This window comes from Streptomyces sp. 3211.6, from assembly GCF_003634815.1.
Classification (GTDB): Bacteria; Actinomycetota; Actinomycetes; order Streptomycetales; family Streptomycetaceae; genus Streptomyces; species Streptomyces katrae_A.
The window spans coordinates 6,847,486-6,866,125 of sequence record NZ_RBXC01000001.1 but is presented as its reverse complement, the minus strand read 5'-3'; the positions used below and the strand labels follow the sequence as shown (position 1 = coordinate 6,866,125).

General features: G+C 73.9%; 12 protein-coding genes and 2 pseudogenes. 13 read left to right on the top strand and 1 reads right to left on the bottom strand.

Annotation, left to right across the window (positions count from 1 at the left end; all coding sequences use genetic code 11):
* Positions 1 to 14: 14 nt before the first annotated feature.
* Genes BX286_RS31525 through BX286_RS31495 form a run of 7 tightly spaced genes read left to right on the top strand, consistent with a single transcriptional unit; the run spans position 15 to position 13,646 of the window.
* The gene (locus BX286_RS31525) at positions 15 to 410 is read left to right on the top strand and encodes a hypothetical protein (RefSeq protein ID WP_121017056.1); all 396 of its coding nucleotides are present in this window, start codon (positions 15 to 17) and stop codon (positions 408 to 410) included.
* A gap of 7 nt (positions 411 to 417) precedes the next feature.
* Complete coding sequence (locus BX286_RS31520) at positions 418 to 1,722, top strand: baseplate J/gp47 family protein (RefSeq protein ID WP_121017055.1); 1,305 nt, start codon at positions 418 to 420, stop codon at positions 1,720 to 1,722.
* Entirely contained in the window at positions 1,719 to 4,775 is a 3,057-nt protein-coding gene (locus BX286_RS31515; RefSeq protein ID WP_121017053.1) for a LamG domain-containing protein, read from the top strand. Before BX286_RS31520 ends, BX286_RS31515 begins: the two co-directional genes overlap by 4 nt.
* Complete coding sequence (locus tag BX286_RS31510; protein ID WP_121017052.1) at positions 4,772 to 5,401, top strand: hypothetical protein; 630 nt, start codon at positions 4,772 to 4,774, stop codon at positions 5,399 to 5,401. The genes BX286_RS31515 and BX286_RS31510 overlap by 4 nt, the downstream gene beginning before the upstream one ends.
* Before the next feature lie 45 nt (positions 5,402 to 5,446).
* Complete coding sequence (locus tag BX286_RS31505; protein ID WP_121017050.1) at positions 5,447 to 6,427, top strand: hypothetical protein; 981 nt, start codon at positions 5,447 to 5,449, stop codon at positions 6,425 to 6,427.
* A 2-nt stretch (positions 6,428 to 6,429) separates the two neighbouring features.
* A complete protein-coding gene (locus BX286_RS31500) occupies positions 6,430 to 10,386 on the top strand; it encodes a hypothetical protein (protein ID WP_121017049.1) in 3,957 nt (1,318 codons plus the stop codon).
* Positions 10,383 to 13,646: a hypothetical protein gene (locus BX286_RS31495; protein ID WP_121017047.1), complete on the top strand. Its 3,264-nt coding sequence runs from the start codon at positions 10,383 to 10,385 to the stop codon at positions 13,644 to 13,646. Before BX286_RS31500 ends, BX286_RS31495 begins: the two co-directional genes overlap by 4 nt.
* Positions 13,647 to 13,688: 42 nt before the next feature.
* On the opposite strand, the pseudogene BX286_RS31490 reads toward BX286_RS31495, so the two are convergent.
* Positions 13,689 to 14,543: pseudogene (locus BX286_RS31490) on the bottom strand (IS1380 family transposase); the annotation flags it as partial.
* Positions 14,544 to 15,115: 572 nt separating this feature from the next.
* Between BX286_RS31490 and BX286_RS37630 the strand changes: the two are divergent.
* The 6 genes and pseudogenes from BX286_RS37630 (at position 15,116) to BX286_RS31470 (ending at position 18,629) form a co-directional block, all read left to right on the top strand.
* Positions 15,116 to 15,568, top strand: a complete 453-nt coding sequence (locus BX286_RS37630) for a hypothetical protein (protein WP_261993563.1) — start codon at positions 15,116 to 15,118, stop codon at positions 15,566 to 15,568.
* Positions 15,565 to 16,944: a phosphotransferase gene (locus tag BX286_RS31485; protein WP_261993562.1), complete on the top strand. Its 1,380-nt coding sequence runs from the start codon at positions 15,565 to 15,567 to the stop codon at positions 16,942 to 16,944. Before BX286_RS37630 ends, BX286_RS31485 begins: the two co-directional genes overlap by 4 nt.
* Before the next feature lie 38 nt (positions 16,945 to 16,982).
* Complete coding sequence (locus BX286_RS31480; protein ID WP_187344227.1) at positions 16,983 to 17,462, top strand: GNAT family N-acetyltransferase; 480 nt, start codon at positions 16,983 to 16,985, stop codon at positions 17,460 to 17,462.
* Positions 17,463 to 17,518: 56 nt separating this feature from the next.
* Positions 17,519 to 17,644, top strand: a pseudogene (locus BX286_RS37945) (NUDIX domain-containing protein); the annotation flags it as partial.
* A gap of 160 nt (positions 17,645 to 17,804) precedes the next feature.
* Positions 17,805 to 17,963, top strand: coding sequence for a hypothetical protein (locus tag BX286_RS37940; protein WP_315974787.1), 159 nt, complete (start codon positions 17,805 to 17,807; stop codon positions 17,961 to 17,963).
* A complete protein-coding gene (locus BX286_RS31470) occupies positions 17,964 to 18,629 on the top strand; it encodes a M15 family metallopeptidase (protein WP_121017043.1) in 666 nt (221 codons plus the stop codon).
* The last annotated feature ends 11 nt before the right edge of the window (positions 18,630 to 18,640 follow it).

The window sequence follows — 18,640 nt, the reverse complement described above, 5'->3', positions numbered from 1 at the left end:
CCAGGAGGATTGACGTGAACGACGGACCGTTCGGCCGCAGCCTGCTGATGCAGGACGGCGATCTGGTCGTGCGAGACGGGCAGTTGACCGAGGTCAGCGGCACGGCCAACCTGCTCCAGGCCCTCACCCTGCGGGTTCTCACCCCGTTCGGGTCGGACGAGTTCAACGTCGGCTACGGGCTCGATGTGACGCGGGCCTTCACCGAGGCGCACCCTCCCCAGCTGATCCGCCAGCTGCTGGAGCTGAACCTGGTCCGCACGCTGGTGACGGATCCGCGGGTGAACGACATCCGGCAGATCACCTTCGACGAGGATCCGCAGTTCCGCACCTCGCGGTCCTGGAAGGTCCGGGTCGAGGTCGAGACGGTGGCGGAGCAGCCGGCCACGCTGCTGGTCGAAGTGGGGGTGTGAGCGTCCGATGACCGAGTACGGAGTCACCGAAGAGGGATTCGTCCTTAAGCCCTTCGACATCCTTCTGCAGGAGGGCGTCGACCGGGTCAAGGCCGTCCTCGGTATCGACCTGTCCAGCACCAGCCCGGTGCGCAAGCTCCTGGAGGTCGCGGCGCACGAGGACGCCGAGGTCTGGAAGCTCATGGAGGACCTCTACTACGCCAACTTCGTCTCCACCGCGTACGGCGACGCCCTCGACCTGCTCGGCGAGGACGTCGGCCTGACCCGCCGGGACCTGTTCAGCGAGGGCACCGTCCGGTTCACCCTGGCCGGAGCGGCTCCGGGGCGCGGCTACGTCGTGCCGGAGGGGACGATCGTCACGACGGCGACCGCGCCGGTACGGGCCTTCGCCACCACCGCCGCGGCCCGGCTGGGCACGACCGCCCCCACCGCGGACGTCACCGTCGCCGCGGTCGACCGAGGCGACACCTACGACCGGGGCAAAGACACCCTCACCGTCGTCGACCCGGTCTGGCAGCAGGTGTACCTGGGGGACTTCGCCCCGGCCACCCTGACGGTGACCAACCCCTCCCCCACCACCGGCGGCGCGCGGCGCGAATCCGACGAGGTCTACCGCGCCCGGCTCACCGGGCTCGCCCGCGACCTGTGGACCCTGGACAGCGTGCGCCAGGAGGTGCTGGACGTGAACGGGGTCGTGGACGTCGTCCTGTCCGACCCGCTCGGCGGCGTGGACGTGTCGCAGAGCTACTTCGACATGTTCACCTTCGACCAGCGGCAGTTCAGCACCGAACGCCACATCGGCGAGCCGTACTTCTTCGACGTGCTGGTCGCCCACGACTACCGGTGGCCGTGGCGGACGACCGGGCCGGTGCCCGGGGTGTACGAGCGCGTGTCGGCCGCGGTCGACCGGGTGCGCCCGGTGGGCGTGCACGCCAACATCGTCGAGGCCAACCACATCGAGACCGGTGTCCGCGCGACGGTGATCGTCGAGGCCGGATCCGACAGCAGCGCGCTGCAGTCCGCGATCCTGCGGCGGCTGGCCGCCGACATCGGCGGGCTGCGGCTCGGCGGCGACGTCCGGTACTCGCACGTGATGGCCGCCTTCGTCGAGCAGCCCGGGGTCGTCGACGTACAGCAGCTGCACCTGCGGCGGTGCCCACCGGCCTTCGGGCGGATCACCTTCGGCGCCGTGCCGCACCAGACCGCGGTGGTCGAGGCCGCCGTCGGCGAGAACCTGGTGATGGGACCGACCGAACTGGCCGTCCTCCGGCCGGAGAGCGTCCTGATCGACCTCACGGTGGTGGTCCGATGAGCACCCTGACGGCGGTCCGGATGGCGCGCCACCTCACGACGCCGTTCGGCCGCGGTGCGGACTCGCTCGCGCTGACACTCCTTCCGGGCTCCGACCCGGCCGCCGCACGGATCGCCCCGTACGACTTCCGGGACCACCGGGCAACCTTCGGGCATCCGGCCGAACCGACCTACGTGCTGGCGCTGTTGCGGGACTGCGAGCGCGACACCGTCGTCGCTCTGGAGCTCGCCGGGCCCGGCAGCGCCGGGGGCCCGGTCTCCCTCACCGTTGCGGCCGGGACGCGGGCCGGAACGTCCTACCCCCTCCGGCTCCCGGACGGGACCACCGAGGACACCACGCTGACCGGCCTAGTGACGACGCCGGCGCCGGCCGACGGGAGCGCCGCGGAGCGCTGGTCCCTGACCGCGCTGCTCGGCACGACGGGCAAGCTGCTGTGGGCCCTCGGCGCGGAGCGGGACCAGCTGCGCCACCAGCTCGCCCGCACGCTCGGGCAGCGCCACCTGTCCAGGGCCACCGGCGCCAGCCTGGACCTGATCGGGGCCGACCTCGGGGTGCCGCGCTTCCCTCCGCTGCCGTACGGCTACGACGAGCACGTCATCGCGCTGTACCACCTCGACGACGAGGCGGGCGCCGACCCGCAGGTGGAGGACCTGACCGGGCGCTACCCGGGGCGCACCGGCCATCACGGCACGATCAGCGGTCCGGTCCAACCGGGCAGCCCCAGCCGGTACGGACGGGCCTTCCGCTTCGCCGGCCCCGCGGCCGTGGTCACGGTCGAGAGCAGCCCCGACTTCGACATCGGGCCGACGGCGGACGCGACCGTCGAGTGCTTCGTCCGCCCGGATCCGGGCTCGTCGGACGGTCTGCTGCTGACCCGGCACCCCGACCCGGCGACCGGCCTGGCCGGCTGGGTGCTCGGCACCGGCGACTTCGGCCGCGGGCTGCCCGGGAACCTGCGGTTCGCCGTGGGTGACGGTACCTCCACCGTGGAGCTGTTCGCCGATCTGTCGCTGCCCACGGACCGGTTCAGCCATGTCGCGGCGGTGCTCGACCGCGGCGCGGGCCTGGTCACCCTGTACGTCGACGGGAAGCCCCGCGACCACAAGCCGCTCGGCCGGCCCTTCGGCGCGGTCGGCGGCACCGCACCGCTCCTGATCGGCCCCGCCGGCAGCGGGTTCCTCGGCACGATCGACGAGGTCCGGCTGTCCTCGGTGGCCCGGACGGACTTCTTCCCCGTCCTCGGCGAGAGCGACGAGCACTACGGCCGCCGGCTGCGGATCTTCCGTCGGTGGATCCTGCCGACGCCCGCCAACCTGACCGAGGTCCTGAACACCGCCGTCGGCCGGATCGGGTCGACGGACCACCCGCTGGTGGTCGACGACGCCAACCGGAGGGTGTTGCGGGGCACCCGTGTCGTCACCGTCGTACCGGTGGGCCTGCTGCCCGGCGAGGTCATCGACCGGGACGGACGGCGCCGGGTGGCGGAGGCCGACACGGTCGGCACCGCGGCCGACGAGGAGCTCTTCGACCCCGTGTACCTGCTGCGGCACGAGCGCGCCGACGTCGACTACACGCCTCCGCCGCCGCGGGACGTCCGGCCGTACGAGCTGCCGCCGGACCCGCACCGGCTGCAACTCGTCGTCGCCGACCCGCTCGACCGGCTGGCCGACCTGGCGGCGGCCGAGGCCCCGGCCGGGCGGTTGCGGGTGGAGTCGGCCTTCGACCCCCGGGCCGACGACCTCCGGGCCACCGGACGCGCCCTGATGCTCCGCCACAGCACCCTGCCGCCCGGTCGGCTGGCGGCGCTGGCCCACCGAGCGGGCTTCGACTTCGTCCGGTGCCCCGGTGATGCCGACCCGGTGTACGCCGCGTGCGCGGTGGGCGACCACCTCGGCATCGACCTGACCCCGCCCGGCGCCGGGCCCACCGACCTGACGGCGGGTTCGGCCGTGCAGCTGGCCGTCCGGCCGGCGCTTCCAGCGGACGCGTTCGTCCGGTGGCTGACCGTCCCGTGCGGTCCGGGCCGGGCCACGGTCACCGAAGGGCCGGCCGGGACGGCCACCCTGCGGGCCGGCGACCCGGGTGGCGTGGTGGTCAAGGTCGACGTGAGCCGGGGCGGCCACACGCTCAGCGCCACCCGCACCCTCCGGGTCGGCCCGGCCGACCTCGCCGACGGCGGGCAGATCGCCGCCGACGGCACCCTCGGTGCGCCGGTGGACGTCGTCGGCGGGCCCGATCCGGCCTTCGACCCGGTGTTCCTCACCCGGCACGACGATCCCCGCGCGGTCTACGGGACCGACCCGAACCACCGGCTCGTGCAGCACGGCGTGGCCGAGCGGCTCGACGCGCTATTGGGCGAGCTGGACCGCCAGCAGATCGTCGGGAAGCTGAACGTGGTCGGCGCCTTCGATCCGGCCGGCGACGAACTGGCCGCCCAGGGGCGCGGGCTCACCGTCCGGCACCGCGGCCTTCCCCCGGGTCGACTGGCCGCGGCGGCCCACGCGGCCGGCTTCGGCCACGTCCGGCGGGCCGGCTCCGACGTGGTCCTGCGGCACACGGCGCAGCCGCTGGTCGCCGTGGCCGGCCCGGACACCGTCGACGAGGGGGAGTCCGTGGACCTGCGGGTCGTGCCACCGCCCGCCGCGGTCGGCGCGGACACCCGCCTCGACTGGGCGTCCGGGGCGCCGGCGAACGGCCTGACGAGCTGGAGCACCACCACCCAGCCGACACCACGGCTGACCGGGGTGCGGGCCGGCGCGGTCTGGGTCCAGGCCGCCTACCTGCTGGGCGACGGGCCGGCGCCCTACACCTTCGAGGTGCGGCTGCGGCCGGAACTGCCGGCGGACACGGTCATCTCCAAGGACCAGTACGACCTGATCATGAACATCCTCAACGCCCTGCACCCGATCGGGGTCGAGGTGAGCACCCGGGCGATCCGCGAGCGCGTCATCGAGATCCGCGGCGAAGCCCTGGCGGCCAACCCCGACCACACCTTCCCGAAGTTCCGTGTCCGCAGCGGGTCGCCGCGGCGGACCAAGGAGACGAGCCCATGAGCGGAGTCAGCTTCACCCCGACCTTCCACCACACGGACTGGGTCGACAACGTCGACCGAGTGCAGGCCGGCGGGCCGGTCGGCTTCAACATCCGGTTCCGGACCCTGGAGGCGGACCTCGGGGCGGTGTCCACTGCCGTCGGCAAGCTCGACGCGGCCATCGCCGCCCTCTCGGTCCGTCCGCCGGCCAAGCCCACCTCGATCACGCTGAGCCCGGCGCTCGTCCCGGTCTCGCCCTCCCCCGGCTGGAGCCACGATCCGACCGGGGTCGCGGTCCGGCCGCAGGGGGCGGCGAACGTCTCCGGTCTGATGACCGTCCCGCTGCCCGACCAGGTGCGGCTGCTGTCGCTGCGGGCGCTGGGAACCAACACCGGGGCGACGGCAATCGTCCGGGTCTCTCTGCTGCGGGCTCCCCTGGTCGCCGCCGGCGGCGCCGCGCCCGACCGGATCGTCCGGGTGTCCCCGGACACCAACCCGTTCGACCGGACCGACACCATCACGGACCAGAACCTGGCCCGGGTCAACCTCAGTCAGTTCCGCTACTTCCTCCTGGCGACCGTGGACAACGCCGTCGCCGCCGACGTGATCACCCTCACCGGCTTCCAGATCTCGTACATCGCCGACTGAACGACCCGACCGCTGAACGACCCGACCGCGCCGAAGGAGAGCACCATGGCCGGCACCCTCCACATCCGGGTCGCCCCCGGCGACAACGGCTCCCGCCCGTTCAACTCCTGCGCCAACGCGTGGACCAACGAGAGCATCTGGCTGGACCCGCCGCGCCCGGACAACACCACGGCCGAGGTGGACCAGCCGAGCGTGATCAAGGTCCAGGTGCGCAACACGGGCGCCACCGACCTCCCGTTCGTCAAGGTGCACGCCTACGTGATGGACCCGCAGATCGGGCTGAGCAGCCCGGCCCAGCGGATCGCCGAGTTCGTCAGCTCCGCCCAGACCGTCCCCTCCGTGACGCGGGCGCCGAACGGCGTGGTGTTCGCCTGCGGACCGTGGACGCCCACCGCCGCCCAGCTCTCCGCCTCCAACGGCGGGCACCTGTGCCTGTTCGCCAACGCCTTCCAGGACCGGAACCTCGCCGACCCGCCGTACGACGGCAAGGACCTGACGCCGGGTGTGGACACCTTCCAGATCTGCGCCGACGCCCACCAGGGCCAGCGCAACATCACCCTCTGGGCGGTGGCCCGGGGGATGGAGCGGCTGTCCACGATGGGCTTCCGCGTCAACCCGCTGCCGAAGGACGTCGAGGAGGCGGTCCTGGCGGTCGTCACGCTCAAGGAGGCCGAGCTGGTCGCCCCCGGCCTGCAGAGCGTCCTGCTCTCCCGGCGCGACATCACCCGTGACAAGGAGAACCGCCTGGTCATCGACACCGGCGAGGGCGAGCCGGTCCCGCTGCGGCTGTCCGAGAAGCCGCTCACCTTCGAGCTGGAGACGGACGGCGGCCACCGCGGCCGCCCGTACCTGCCGCTCGACCGGGACAACCACCACCGCCACACCCGGGCGAAGCTGGAGGTCGGACTCGACCCGAACGACCCGATCGGCACCGTGCACGCGTTCGACCTCGTCCAGCACACCAAGCAGGGCCGCCACCTCGGCGGGATCCGCGTGGTCGCCGTGGTGACCGCCGAGGGCCGCTGACCGTGCGGGTCGACTGCCACATCCCGATCACGGTGCGCGTGGTCGGCACCCCCACCGACGCACAACTGGAGGAACTGACCCGGACGTTGACCCGGGCGGTGCGCGCCCGGATGGCCGAGGCCGAGCGGGAGCTGGCCGCCCGCCTCGGCCGGCGCGCCCCGGCCCGGCCGGCCGGGATCCGCGAACGGTACGAGCCGGCGCGCCACGGCGACCGCGGCTACGCCGTGGCGTCCTACCAGGACGGCGGACGCCCGCAGGGCGTGCCGGTCCGGGCCTCGGACCGGCCGTGGACGGTCCTTCGGACGGTGCACTTCCGCGCGCGCGTCGGCCGGTTCCTCGACTTTGTCGGGAGCGTCAACGCGGGCGGGCCGCTGCCCGAGCGGGTGCTGTACGACGACATCCAGGAGGAGGCCCGCTGGGCGGGAGTCTGGTGGGTGCGGACCGGCCGGGACCGCACCCTCGCCGAACTGTCCGCCGAACTGTACGAGCGCGCCGCCCAGTTGGCCCGGGTCGGCCCCGACGGGGTGCTGGCGACGGCGATCTGGGTGACCGACGACAGTCGGGCCGCGCTGCTCGCCCTCGACGAGCACGGCGCCCTCACGGACCGGATCGGCCGGATCGGCCCGCACAACGCCCGCCGGATCGACGGCACCGGCGCCGCCGCCACCCTCCGGCACGGCGGCTGGGCCCTGTTCGCGTTCATGGCGCTGCCCCGGGTCGAACTCACCGGCCTCGCCGCGCTCGACCCCGACCTGCTGCTGCGACTCCCGCTGTCCGAGGCGGCGTTCTGCCTCGACACCGCCGACTTCGAGACCCGCTTCGGTCTCGCGGCCGCCCAGTACCTGGCCGAGTTCGGCCGCACTCCTGTGCCGGTGTGGCTCCAGCCGCTCACCGTACGCCGACGCACCCCGCCGGCCGCGCTCGCCCTGCTGCTGGCCCGCCGGGCCGACCAGCGCCTCCCGGCCGGTGACGGCCAGGTGGCCGGCGACCGGCTGCTCCTGCTGACCGACGCGGCCCTGAGCCGGCTACCGGCGGCGCTGCGGGAGCGGGCCGCCGGCTGGTCCGACGCGGCGACCCGCCGACTGGACGACCGGGCGGACGTGTTCCATCTGGAGACCGGCCGACGGTGCCTGTACGCCAGGGCGGTCCTGACCGTCGACGAGGAGCGACTCGGCGCCGCCCGCCACCGGCCGCGCGCCCGCCACCTCGCGGCCCGGCTGCGCCGCCTGCTGCCCGGGGACCCGGCCGAGCGGTCCTGGCAGCAGGCGATGGACGACTTCCTGCGCCGCGAGTTCGAGAGCGACCCGCCGATGGAGCGTCCCGCCGGCGGAACTCTCTTCGAGTACGTGCTCACCGAACTGGCCGGGGACTTCGACCGGTTGTACGACGCGGTGGCGGCGAGCCGGCACTTCGGGCTGCGGCACCGCCTGCTCCGGCTCAGCCTGGCCACCTCCTGGGCCGCCCACCCCGGCGTGGTGCGGCTGCGCGAGTCGCTCCGGGCCGAGCGGCTCGCCGGCACCGCCCACGGCTACCGGACCGACCCCTCCCGGGTCCTGCTGGACCGTGACCCCCGCAGGACGGTCGTGGTGAACGGCGTCCTCGGCGAGGTCGACTCGATTTACACCACCCGCCGCGAACTCAAGCGGCTGCGACCGGACCGGGTCGCCGCGCTGCGCGAGGCACTGGACGCCGAACGGGTCGCGCTGATCGGCCGGATCGCCCGCGGCGAGGACCGCGGCGGCTACGACCAGGAGCGGTTCGCCCGCGAGGTGCTGGCCCGCGCCGTCCAGCGGGTGCGGCTCACCGAGGGCGACTTCCAGGCCGTCACCGTCGAGCGCAGCATCCGTCTGCTGGAGGTCCGGCAGCAGGAGGAGGGCGGGCTGCCGGCCGTCCACGTGCGGTTCGAGTTCGTTGAGCGGGTGGCCGGCGAGAAGAGGTGGACCAGGGCCGGCGAGCCGGTGTGGGAGCCCGCGGGCGGCTTCGACGAGCGCCTGGTCTACTGGCGGCTCGGCCGCGCCGGCGAGGTCTACCAGGCCGCCGGCACCGTCATCGCCGTCATCGGCGCGGCCGTCGTGGCCTGGGAGATCGGGCTGGTCTCCGCCCTGGTGGCCCTCGGCGGCGGGACGGGCGCGGTCGTCGGCGCCATCGCCCTCTCCGAGCTCGTCTACCTGTACCGGGTGGTCTTCGGTGACGCCCGGCTGACCCTGGGCGGCGTCCTCATGGCCGCCCTGGACGGCTACCTGCTCGCGACGGGGTTCCGGATCGCGGCCTTCCCGGCGCGCTGGGCCGCCGAGGCCGTGGGCACCGCGACCCTGCGGCAGGCCGTCACCGGCTGGGCGCTGCAGGCGCTGATCAAGGGCTCCGTGGGCGGGGCGGCGTCGGCGGGGCTGACCACCTTCGCCCACGACGTGGTCACCATCGCGACCGGCGAGGGCTCCTGGTCCGGCATCGACACGTACGTGCGGAACATGGCGCTGGGCGCGCTGATCGGGATCGTCGCCGAGTTCGTGCTGGCCCCGGCGCTGCAGGCCGTCCTCGTCGGCGCGCGCGGCACGCTGACCACGGCCGCCCGGACCGCCGCGCGGCTGCGCGCCGCGGGCTGGGGCGCGCGGGAGTGGGTGCTGGTGTCGACCGAGGCGCTGGCGAACCTCCGGGCGACGCTCGCCACCTTCATGGGCGACGCGACGGCCTGGGGCTTCGCCTCCGCGATCGCCGCCCGGCTGGTCGGGGTCGCCACCGAACTCGGCGGCCGTGAACTCGCCCGGCACGTCCTCGAACTCAGCGGCGCCCGGTTCACGGGTGCGGCGAGCGCCGGGCTGGCGCGGCTGCTCCCGGCGCTGGAGGCCGTCGCCCCCGCACGGGCGTACGCCGTCGCGCGGGTCTTCGCGACCAGCCCGGAGGGAACCGTGCGGCTGCTGGAGGTGCTGGCTACGCTCGACCAGGCGGCGGCCCGCCGGCTGGCCGCCGGGACGTTCGCCACCTCCGGGGACCTCGCCGCCTTCCTCGGGCGGCTGTCCCGGTACTCCCCCGCCGAGCAGCGGGCCGTGCTGCGGCTGCTCGCCGAGCTGGACATCGTCGCCGCCGAACCCGTCCCGTCCGGCACCCCGGCCCAGGTGGTGCGCCGGCAGTTCGCCGCGTCGCTGCGGATCGGCGCGGCCGGGCAGGAGCTGCGGGCCGCCGAGCTGGAGCGGGAGCTGGCCGGCAACGCCAGACGCGCGGCCGCACTGCGCGGCGAGGCCGACGCGCTGCGGGCCGAGGTCGGGAGCATCCGCTCCAGGGCCGCCGAGGCGCGGGCGGAGGCGGCCGGGGGGGCGACGCGCCTGCCGGAGCTGCCGACGCCGGCCGACGTCGAACGGGCCCTGGAGCGGTTGGAGGCCGGCGCGGGCGCGGGGGGCGCCGGGGCGCAGACCTGGATCCGGCTGCCCGCCGGCACGCACTTCCAGAACCGCCCCGAGCTGCTGGAGCGGCTGGTGCGGCCGATCTTCCGCAGCCGGACCGGCAACCGCGTGGTGTTCCGGGTGGAGGGCGGCACGCCGCCGGCGGCGAGTTGGGAGCGCACCGTGATCGGTCCCGGCGGCAGCGCCCGGGTGGTCGGCGACGGCGCGGTCAACCTCAACTTCGGGGTGTTCGAGCGCGCCGTGGAGTTCCTGCTCCAGGCGCGGCCGGGTGCCCGGCTGAAGGTCTTCGAGGTCGAGGAGGGCTGGTTCCGCGCCCTGCGCAGCCAGGCCGTGCCCGAGCGGGGTGTGCCCGCCCCGCTGGCCGGCCGGCCGCCCGGGGCGCCGGTGGGCGAGGCCACCCCGCTGCCCCGCCCACCCGGCCTGAAGGAGGTCACCGGCCGGCCGCGCACCGTGGACGTCCGGTTCGGGTACGACCAGCTCCAGCTCCCGGGCGTGCTCATCCCGGAGCTGAACGAGTTCATCGTGCCGCGCAGCGGGCGGTTCGTGGAGTTCACGCCGTGAGCCGCCGCTACCACCTGCCCGGTGGCGCGGCCGGGGACGGGCCCCAGGACGAGCGGGAGCGCCTGGCCTCGGCCGTGCGCGAGGCGGTGCGGCGCGCCGTGGAGGCCGCCGCGCCCGGCGAGGTGGTGCCGCCCCGGCCGCGCGAGCGGCCCCGGGAGCGGTTCGACGGCGGCAGGCGGGTGACCGCCGACACGTACACCGTGCCCGGCTACGACGACCGGGGCCGGGCGGTGGCGGTCCCGCTGGCCGACCCGGGTGCGTCCGATCGCACCGGGGCGCCGGCTGCGCCGCCCGAGCCCGCCGAGCCCTCGGCGCCCGGAGCGGCCTCGGGAACGGCCCCGTCGGCCGGCCAGGGCGTCCACCTCGACACCGATCGGGCCGGCGTCCCCGCCCAGGGACCGGGCCTCGCGGCGATCAGCGGGCTGATCCGCTCCCGGTGGCCCCTCGCCGGCTGGACCGACCCGGCGGGGGTCCGCTACGGCACGTACCTCACGGCGGCCGGTGCGGGCACCCCGCGCCTGTACTACCTGGCCCCGACCAGCGAGGGGCCGACGCTGCGCGCGCTGCGGATCGCCCGCCGGGCGCCGGACGGACCACACCCCGTGGACCTGCCCAGCGGCGAGTACACCGTCATCGCCCGGCCACACAGCCCGGGGCAGCTCTACCGGGGAACGCGCCGGCTCGACGACCTCGGCAACCCGCAGGACCTTGACCTCACCGTGAACTTCACCGTCCCGGACACGGACGTGGCGGAGGTGACCGTGCACGCGGCCCGGCGCCACCACCTGTGGCCGCGGCTGCGCATCCAGCGGACGGACCAGGGCAGCGCCACCGTCGGCGCGGACACCGTCTACCTCGCCGAGGTGGAGATCTGGCGGGTGGACGAGGCCGACCGCTGGACACCGGTGTTCCAACTGGCGCTGGTCTACGCCTTCGTGCAGTTCCACTGGCAGGTCTACCGGATCGAGCACGACCGGCACGGCGAGCGGCAGCGGGTGCCGGTGGACCGCCCCCAGCCGTCCCGCTCCACCTTCACCCACCGCTTCGACCGGGCCGGCGAGTACGAGGTGGAGTGCGAGGTCCGGCTGAGCTACGAGGACGCCTCCCCGCAGCCGGTGACCGAGCGCAGGACCGACCGGGTCCAGCGGCTGGAGGAGAAGATGGCGCTGGAACTGGCCACCCTGGAGCGGGCCGCCCGCGCCCCCGGTGCCGAACCCGTCTGGTCCACCAGCGCGCAGGCGCTCCTCGACGCGGCCCGCGCCAGGCTGCGCCAGGCCGAACGCGCCCCCGTCCCGAACGAGTCGCTGGTCCGCGAGCTGCGCGACGCGGTGGCGGGCCTCGAAAGGCGACTGGACGGCCCGACCAGTGCCGGGCCGTTCCCGGTCCGGGCGCTGTTCACCGACCGCCGCACCGCCCAGTCCCGGCCGATCTCGCTGTTCGTCGGGCCGGCCTCCGTGCCGGAGGGCCCGGGGCACACCTGGCTGCTGATCGACCTCACCTACCCCGCGTTCTACCGGACCTACCGGGGCACCGGGCCCAGCCCCGAGGCGGCGCTGCGGGCCGCGTTCGAGGACGCCCGGACGTCCTTCCGCGGCAACTACCCGCCCGGCCGGATCCTGGCCCGGATCGAGTGGCCCGGCATGGACCGGCTGCACCTCAAGCCCTTCGACTTCGCCACGGACACCGAGAGCTACCAGCGCACGGCCTGGGAGTGGCTGTCCGCGATCGCCGCCGGGCTGGCCGTGGTCGGCGTCGCGGCCGCGCTGGCGTTCCCGCCCACCTCGGTCTTCGTCGGCGCGATCGTGCTCACCGGGGCCGTGGCCGGGGGCGTGCTCAGCGCCGTCAACCTCGCCGAGCGGGTGCACCAGGACGCCTTCGAATGGGACCGGGAGACCGCCGTCGACCTGGTCTCCCTGGCCACCGCGTTCGCCTCGCTGGGAGGCGCGGTCGCCCGCGGGGTCGCCGCGGGCATGACCCGGTCCATCGCCTCCGGGGCTCCGCTGACCATCGAGACGGCCGGACGGCTGAACGGACTGCTGAGGTTCCAGCACGCCGTCCTCTACGTCGACCTGGGGGCGCACCTGTCCGACTCGCTCCTGCTGTCCTACGACACGTACGTCCAGCTGCGGGACATCGACGCGGCGATGGGCGCGGGGGCTCTGGCGCAGCTGCAGCGGCAGTTCGGCCCGGAGGAGGGCCGGCGCCGGTTCGAGACCGAGCGCTTCACCCGGATCCTTGGTGTGCTGGCCCGAGCGGCCGTCAGCGGGCTGCTGACCGTGGTGTCGATGCGCGGTACCGCCAAGGCGATCGCCGCCGGGGCGGCGCGCAACGCCGCGGGACGGCTCCCCGGACTGGACCGCCGACCCGCGGTCCGGCTCGCCGTGGCGCCGGGCCCGGCGCTGCCGGCCTTCCCGGACGCCGAGTTCGCCCTGGACCGGGCGGGCTTCCGCCGCCGGCAGGTCGACGGCGTGGCGGCCCGGCTCGGACTGGTCGGCGACCCGGCCGGCCTCGCGGAGACGGCATCCCTCTCCCCCCAGGCCGCGTGGCGGATCAACGCCGCCTTCGACGGCCTCAGCGAGGAGCAGCGGGCCCTGGTCCTCGCCACGCTGCGCCCGGGCGGAGCCGATCTCAGGGCGCTGCGGACCTTCCTGGGCGACGGCGGCAGCATGGCAAAGCTGGCCAGGTTCCTGGAGACCCAGCCCGTACGGCTGCGCGGCCACATCACCACGTTCAACACCCTGCAGTCGCGCGCCGCGGACTTCCGCCGGCTCGGTGCGGCCGTCCCGGAGCTCGCGGCGTTCCGCTGGGATCCGCAGAACCTGCACGAGCACTTCTACCGCCACGTCCTGGGCCGGGCGAACTACCCCGACGAGGCGTGGAAGTGGGCGCAGCAGCTCGGTATCGCCGAGGCGTACGGCCTGGACCGGGCGCGCTACCTGGCGATGCTCGGCTCGACCGCCCCCGCGGACGCCGCGCTGCGCGCGGAGATCACCACGAAGTTCCGCTCGGTGTACGGGGACTACGTTCACGCCGTGCTGGTCCGGTCGGCGGTTTTCGGCCGGTCGGGCCGGGGTGCCGAGCTCATCGGATCGGACGGGGAGCTGCTCTGGGCGGCGAGCCCGGACGGCCTGATCTCCACTGGCTACTTCCCCGACAACCCGGCCCGGTGGCCCGCGCCGGTCAGCACGCTGCAGGGAAAGCTGGAGGCGGCGCTGGCCGAGGGGCAGTCGGTGGTGCTCCTGTTCCGGGGCGCCCACTGAGCGGTGCCCGCACGGGTGGTCGGGTGCCGGTTGCGGGCGCTGCCGGGGGCGGCCATGCTGATCGATCGCCGCCGTCCAGGCCGTCGCGGGGACTTTGAGGACGGCCTGGTGGATGGCGTCGGTGATGGTCATGCCGACCGAGTACGACAGCCACCGGCCGCGCTGGGCGAGCCAGGCGACGAACTCGTGGGTGCCGCCTCCGGAGTCGGTACGAATCAGCGTCTGGCGTCCGCGCCGGTACTTCTTCGGCAGTTGAGCCAGGGCGAGTTGGGCGGTGGTGATGTGGTCGGCGGCGGTGTTGCTGCCCGCGTTGCCGGGCCTGAGCAGGCCGGCCACCGGCTCTCCGCTGCCACCGCTTCCGTGGTCGACGAAGGCCATCAGGGGATGGTGTCCGAAGGTCTTCTTCCAGGTCGCGGTGGCGTCCTGCTTCTCGGAGTGGGCCAGTACGAGCACCCCGTCCAGGTCCACGATCACCTGTCCAGCGGCGTCCGGGGCCTCGTTCCTGGCCACGTTCCAGACGCGCTCGCGGGCTTCGGCCCGAGCTGCCCGTATCGCGAAGAGGGCCTTCGGCCCGGCTGCGGCGAGGGTGTCGATCAGGCGGGAGACCGTCGGGTCGGAGGCCACTGGCCCGAACACGGCCGGCTCGGCCCGCAGCATCCCGACATCCGCGAGGCAGTCCCCGCCCAGCGCGACCGCGAGGGCCACGTCCAGCAGGATCTTCCCTGGATCGTGCACCGCCCGTGAACGTCGCCACGGCGTCAGTGCCGTCGATATCGCCTGGTCCAGCCCGGCCTTGCGGGCGGTCTCGACCAGGAGCACGGCCCCGGCCTGGGACACCACTCCGCGACCGCCGCCCTCAACGCGGACACGTGGATAGGACCCGATACGCTTCTTCACCTGGGAAGTGCCTCCGGCATGGCAGGAACAAGGACCTCGACAATCCTCATTCTTGCTGGTCAGGGGCACTTTCTGCTTACCTGACCGCCCGTCGGACAGGCCGCTTCATGAAAGCGCGAGGCTAGCTGAATCGGGCGGCCCCGGGCGGCATGGCGACCCGTCACCAGCACTGGGGCTGTCTCGCGCACTCCTGTACCGGCGCCAGCTGGGCACGAGCCCAGGCTTCGGAGGTCGAACCGGCACATGCGCGGGGACTCCCGCTGATCGTTTAAGAGAGTCCTGTGCGTGCTGGACGATCTCGGGCCTGATGACCTGTGGGAACACGTCGCTCCGTTGCTGCCGCCTTAACCACCGCAGCGTGGGCAGTATCGGGAACGGTTGCCGATGAACGACCATGCCGCGCTGCGGGGCATCATTTGCGTGCGTGCAAGAGCGTGAGCATCGCCGTTTGACCACGCCCGCGTAAAGCCCTGACCGACGCCATCGTAACCACCGCTGCCTGGTCCAACGGTGGCTCGTCCGCCGTCAGAGCCACTCCAACGGAGGCGCGATTGTTAGTTCAGAGAAACTGGATGGACCGCCCGGCAGTGCTGGCCATGGCCGACCGGGTGGCCGCGCCGCACGCCGCCGTCGCGATCATGGGCGACGGCAGCCTGTGGACCCACCAGGCCGAATGGACCGTCGCGCTCCAGGGCCTGATCCAGTCCCACCTCGGAGCAGACCGCCGCGCCGGCACCACCGGCACCTATCGCGAGCCCGGCCGCCGATACGAAGACGACCTCTCCGAATCCGCGTTCAGCGACATCGCCGAGCACCGCATCCCCTTCACCCGCACGTGGACCCCCCGCAGCGTCCTGGGATACCTGCGGTCCACCAGCTTCGCCCGGCCCAACCTCTTCGCCGACCACGCCGCATTCGAGGACCAGGCTCAGGAGCTCCTGCTCCAGCACGCGCGGGACTGGGTCCTGTACGAGGACGGCGTGTTCACCGTGCTGCTCGCCCGCCGCCCCGGGGCCGCACGGTGAGCGGCGGGGCCCGGCACACGGTGCCGGTCGACGTCCACCTCATCCTGCGCCGCGACGGCGAAAGCGGACCGCAGGTGCTGCTGTCCCGCCGGGCCGGACCGGTGTACGCGTCGGGCCTGTGGCATCTGCCGTCCGGGCACCTCGACCCCGACGAGGACATGGTCGAGGCCGTCATCCGGGAAGCCCTGGAGGAAACAGGCGTACGCATCCAGGCGGAGGACGTGACCGCGGCGGTCACCGTCCACCACCGCCCACCGGTGGGATCCCGGTCCCGTATCGGCGTCTTCTTCGAGGTCCGCCACTGGTCGCGCCGGCCCCGGATCATGGAGCCGGACCGGTGCGACGGCATGGACTGGTACCCGCTGGACACCCTGCCCGACCCGATGGTGGCGTACTGCCGGGCCGGTCTGAACGCCTACCGCGCCCACCTGCCCGCCGCCGTGCACTTCCAACAGCCGGGCGACGCCATCGAGCACCGGTCGGACGGCCCCGACCGCACCCGCCTGCTGAGCGGACCGCCCGTCGGCGGGATGGAGTTGCCGTACGGGCTGCGGGTGTTCGCCGAGCAGGCCGTCGGCCGGATCGTGGAGGCGACGGAGGTGTCCTGGGTGCGCACCGGCAGCCGGGTATGGCGACTGACCGGGCCCGGGGGCGGCACCTGGTACCTCAAGCGGCACCGAGGGGAGAAGTTCCATGACCGGGAGGTCACCGCGTACCGGTCCTGGGTGCCGGCCCTTGGAGGGCGCGCTCCCCGTCTCGTCGCCGCCGACACCCCAGCGCGAGCCGTCGTCGTCACCGCGCTGCCCGGACACCCGCTGCACGGCATGGTCCTCGGCGCCGCCGACGAGGCGCGCGTCCAGCAGGCCCTGGGCCGTCTCGTGGGCGTCCTTCACCGCAGCGCACCCGAGCGGCCCGCCGCAGCCGCCATGGCCGCGGACAAGATCAAGCGTCATCTGGACGGGGCCCGCCCGTACTTGGCCGACGGGGATGAGGATCTGGTCCTCGCCCTGGCCCGCGCATATGCGGACCTCCCGAAGCCCACGCTCGTGCCCACGCATGGGGACCTGCAGTACCGCAACGTCCTGCTGGACGGCGACGGTGAACCGCTGCTGTTCGACTTCGAGCGGTCCGAGTACAACACCGCGACCCGGGACATGGTGCGGCTGTGCGACACCTGGACCGGAAGGCCTGACCTGCGCGCCGCGTTCCTTGACGGGTACGGCAGGGTGCTCACCCCTGCCGAGGAGCTGCGCCTGGACTGCGACGCCGCCTTCGACGCCGTGTCCGGCATCGCCTACGGCACCAGCCACGACGACCCCGAGGTCACCGAGCGCGGCCACCGCACCCTGCGCCGACTCCGAACCCAACATCCCTAGCCTGTCTGCAACTTCTACCCGTTCGAGGAAGGACCCCCGTGCCCGAACCCCGCCTCGCCACCCCTGCCGATGCCGCCGAGATCGCCTGCCTGCGGTCGGAAAACATCCTCAGCGAACCCCTCGACGAAACCAGGCTCACCACGTGCACCGACCAGCTCGCCTTACGCCTCCAGAACGGCGGTGGCGCCCGCGCATACGTCGTCGACTCCCCCGCCGGCGGGCTCGCCACCTGCGCCCTCGGCCTGGTCCACCCCGTCCTTCCCGCCCCGAAATACCCCAAGGGTCTGGCCGCGCGAATCCACGCGGTCGCCACCGACCCCGCCCACCGGCGCCGCGGCTACGCCAAGGCCGCCCTCTCCGCGCTGCTCGACCACCTGGAGCACGAGGGGGTGACCTTGTACGAGCTGTACGCCAGCGATGGTTCCGCCCCGCTGTACGAGCAGCTCGGCTTCGCGGCCGACCCGGCACTCATGCGGATGACGCGCTTCCCCACCACCGTAGAAGGGAACGCGTCGTGAGCAAGCGGAAGTGGCTGCCTCCGGAGGAGTTCGCTGCGACGCTGCCGAAGGCCACCATGTTCGGGGCCGTGTTCTTGACCGACGAGGACGACCGGCCCATCCAGCTGCGGGCCACCTACTCCACTACGCACCCCTGGCAGTGGCCGGGCGGCGTCGCCGACCCGGGCGAGCGCCCCTGGGAGACCGCGGTGCGGGAGTGCCTGGAGGAGACCGGCCTCCGCGTGGAGGGACCGCCGAAGCTCCTGGCCACCGTGTTCGGGCTGCCGGGCAAGAACTGGCCGCTGGCCACCGCGGGATGGGTTTTCGAGCGGCCGACTCACCCCCGGGCAACTTGCGGGGATCGTGCTGGACCCGGACGAACACGACGAGGTCCGTGCCCTGGCCGTCCCCGAGTGGCAGCGCCTGATGCCGGGACACGACCACGCCCGGCTCGAGGCCGTGATGGCCGCCCGCCGCACCGGGATCCCGGCGTACTTCGACACCTGGGACTGGGAGGTCTAGATGAGCATCGTCCTGATGTCCGACCCTCGGGTCGCCGCCATCCCGGTCGCGGAGAACGGCGAGCCCCTGGCCGACGTTCGGGCCGGCGGAGAGCTCCTCCTTGATGACCGCCGCTCCGATCCCGCGTACGCCTTCGCGCACCTGCGCTCCGGCGTCCTCGACCGGCTCCTGCAAGCGCAGCTGCTACTGCCCGAAGGGCTGCGCCTGCTCGTCGTCGAAGGGTTCCGCCCGCCGGCACTGCAGCAGCGGTACTTCGAGGAATACGCGGCCGAGCTGCGCGCGGCCCACGGCGACTGGCCGGCGGAGGAGCTGCGGGCGCAGGCGAGCCGGTACGTGTCACCGCCCGAGATCGCCCCGCACAGCGCCGGCGCGGCCGTCGACCTGACCCTCGCCACCGCGGACGGCACCGAGCTCGACATGGGCGCCCGCGTCAACGCCAGCCCGGAGGAGAGCAGGGGCCGCTGTTACACCCTCGCCGAAGGCCTCTCCCCCGGGGCCCGGCTGCACCGCGCCACCCTCAGCCGTGCGCTCACCGCCGCCGGGCTCGTCAACTACCCGACCGAGTGGTGGCACTGGTCCTTCGGCGACCGCTACTGGGCCTTGATGGCCGGCAAGCCGGCAGCCCTCTACGGACCCGCCTCCCAGCATCCCTCCGAACTCTCCTGAGCCACCCGACG

Coding starts and splice junctions, on each gene's coding strand:
- BX286_RS31520 (WP_121017055.1), top strand. CDS start 418: ATGACCGAGTACGGAGTCACCGAAGAGGGATTCGTCCTTAAGCCCTTC.
- BX286_RS31515 (WP_121017053.1), top strand. CDS start 1,719: ATGAGCACCCTGACGGCGGTCCGGATGGCGCGCCACCTCACGACGCCG.
- BX286_RS31510 (WP_121017052.1), top strand. CDS start 4,772: ATGAGCGGAGTCAGCTTCACCCCGACCTTCCACCACACGGACTGGGTC.
- BX286_RS31505 (WP_121017050.1), top strand. CDS start 5,447: ATGGCCGGCACCCTCCACATCCGGGTCGCCCCCGGCGACAACGGCTCC.
- BX286_RS37630 (WP_261993563.1), top strand. CDS start 15,116: ATGGACCGCCCGGCAGTGCTGGCCATGGCCGACCGGGTGGCCGCGCCG.
- BX286_RS31470 (WP_121017043.1), top strand. CDS start 17,964: ATGAGCATCGTCCTGATGTCCGACCCTCGGGTCGCCGCCATCCCGGTC.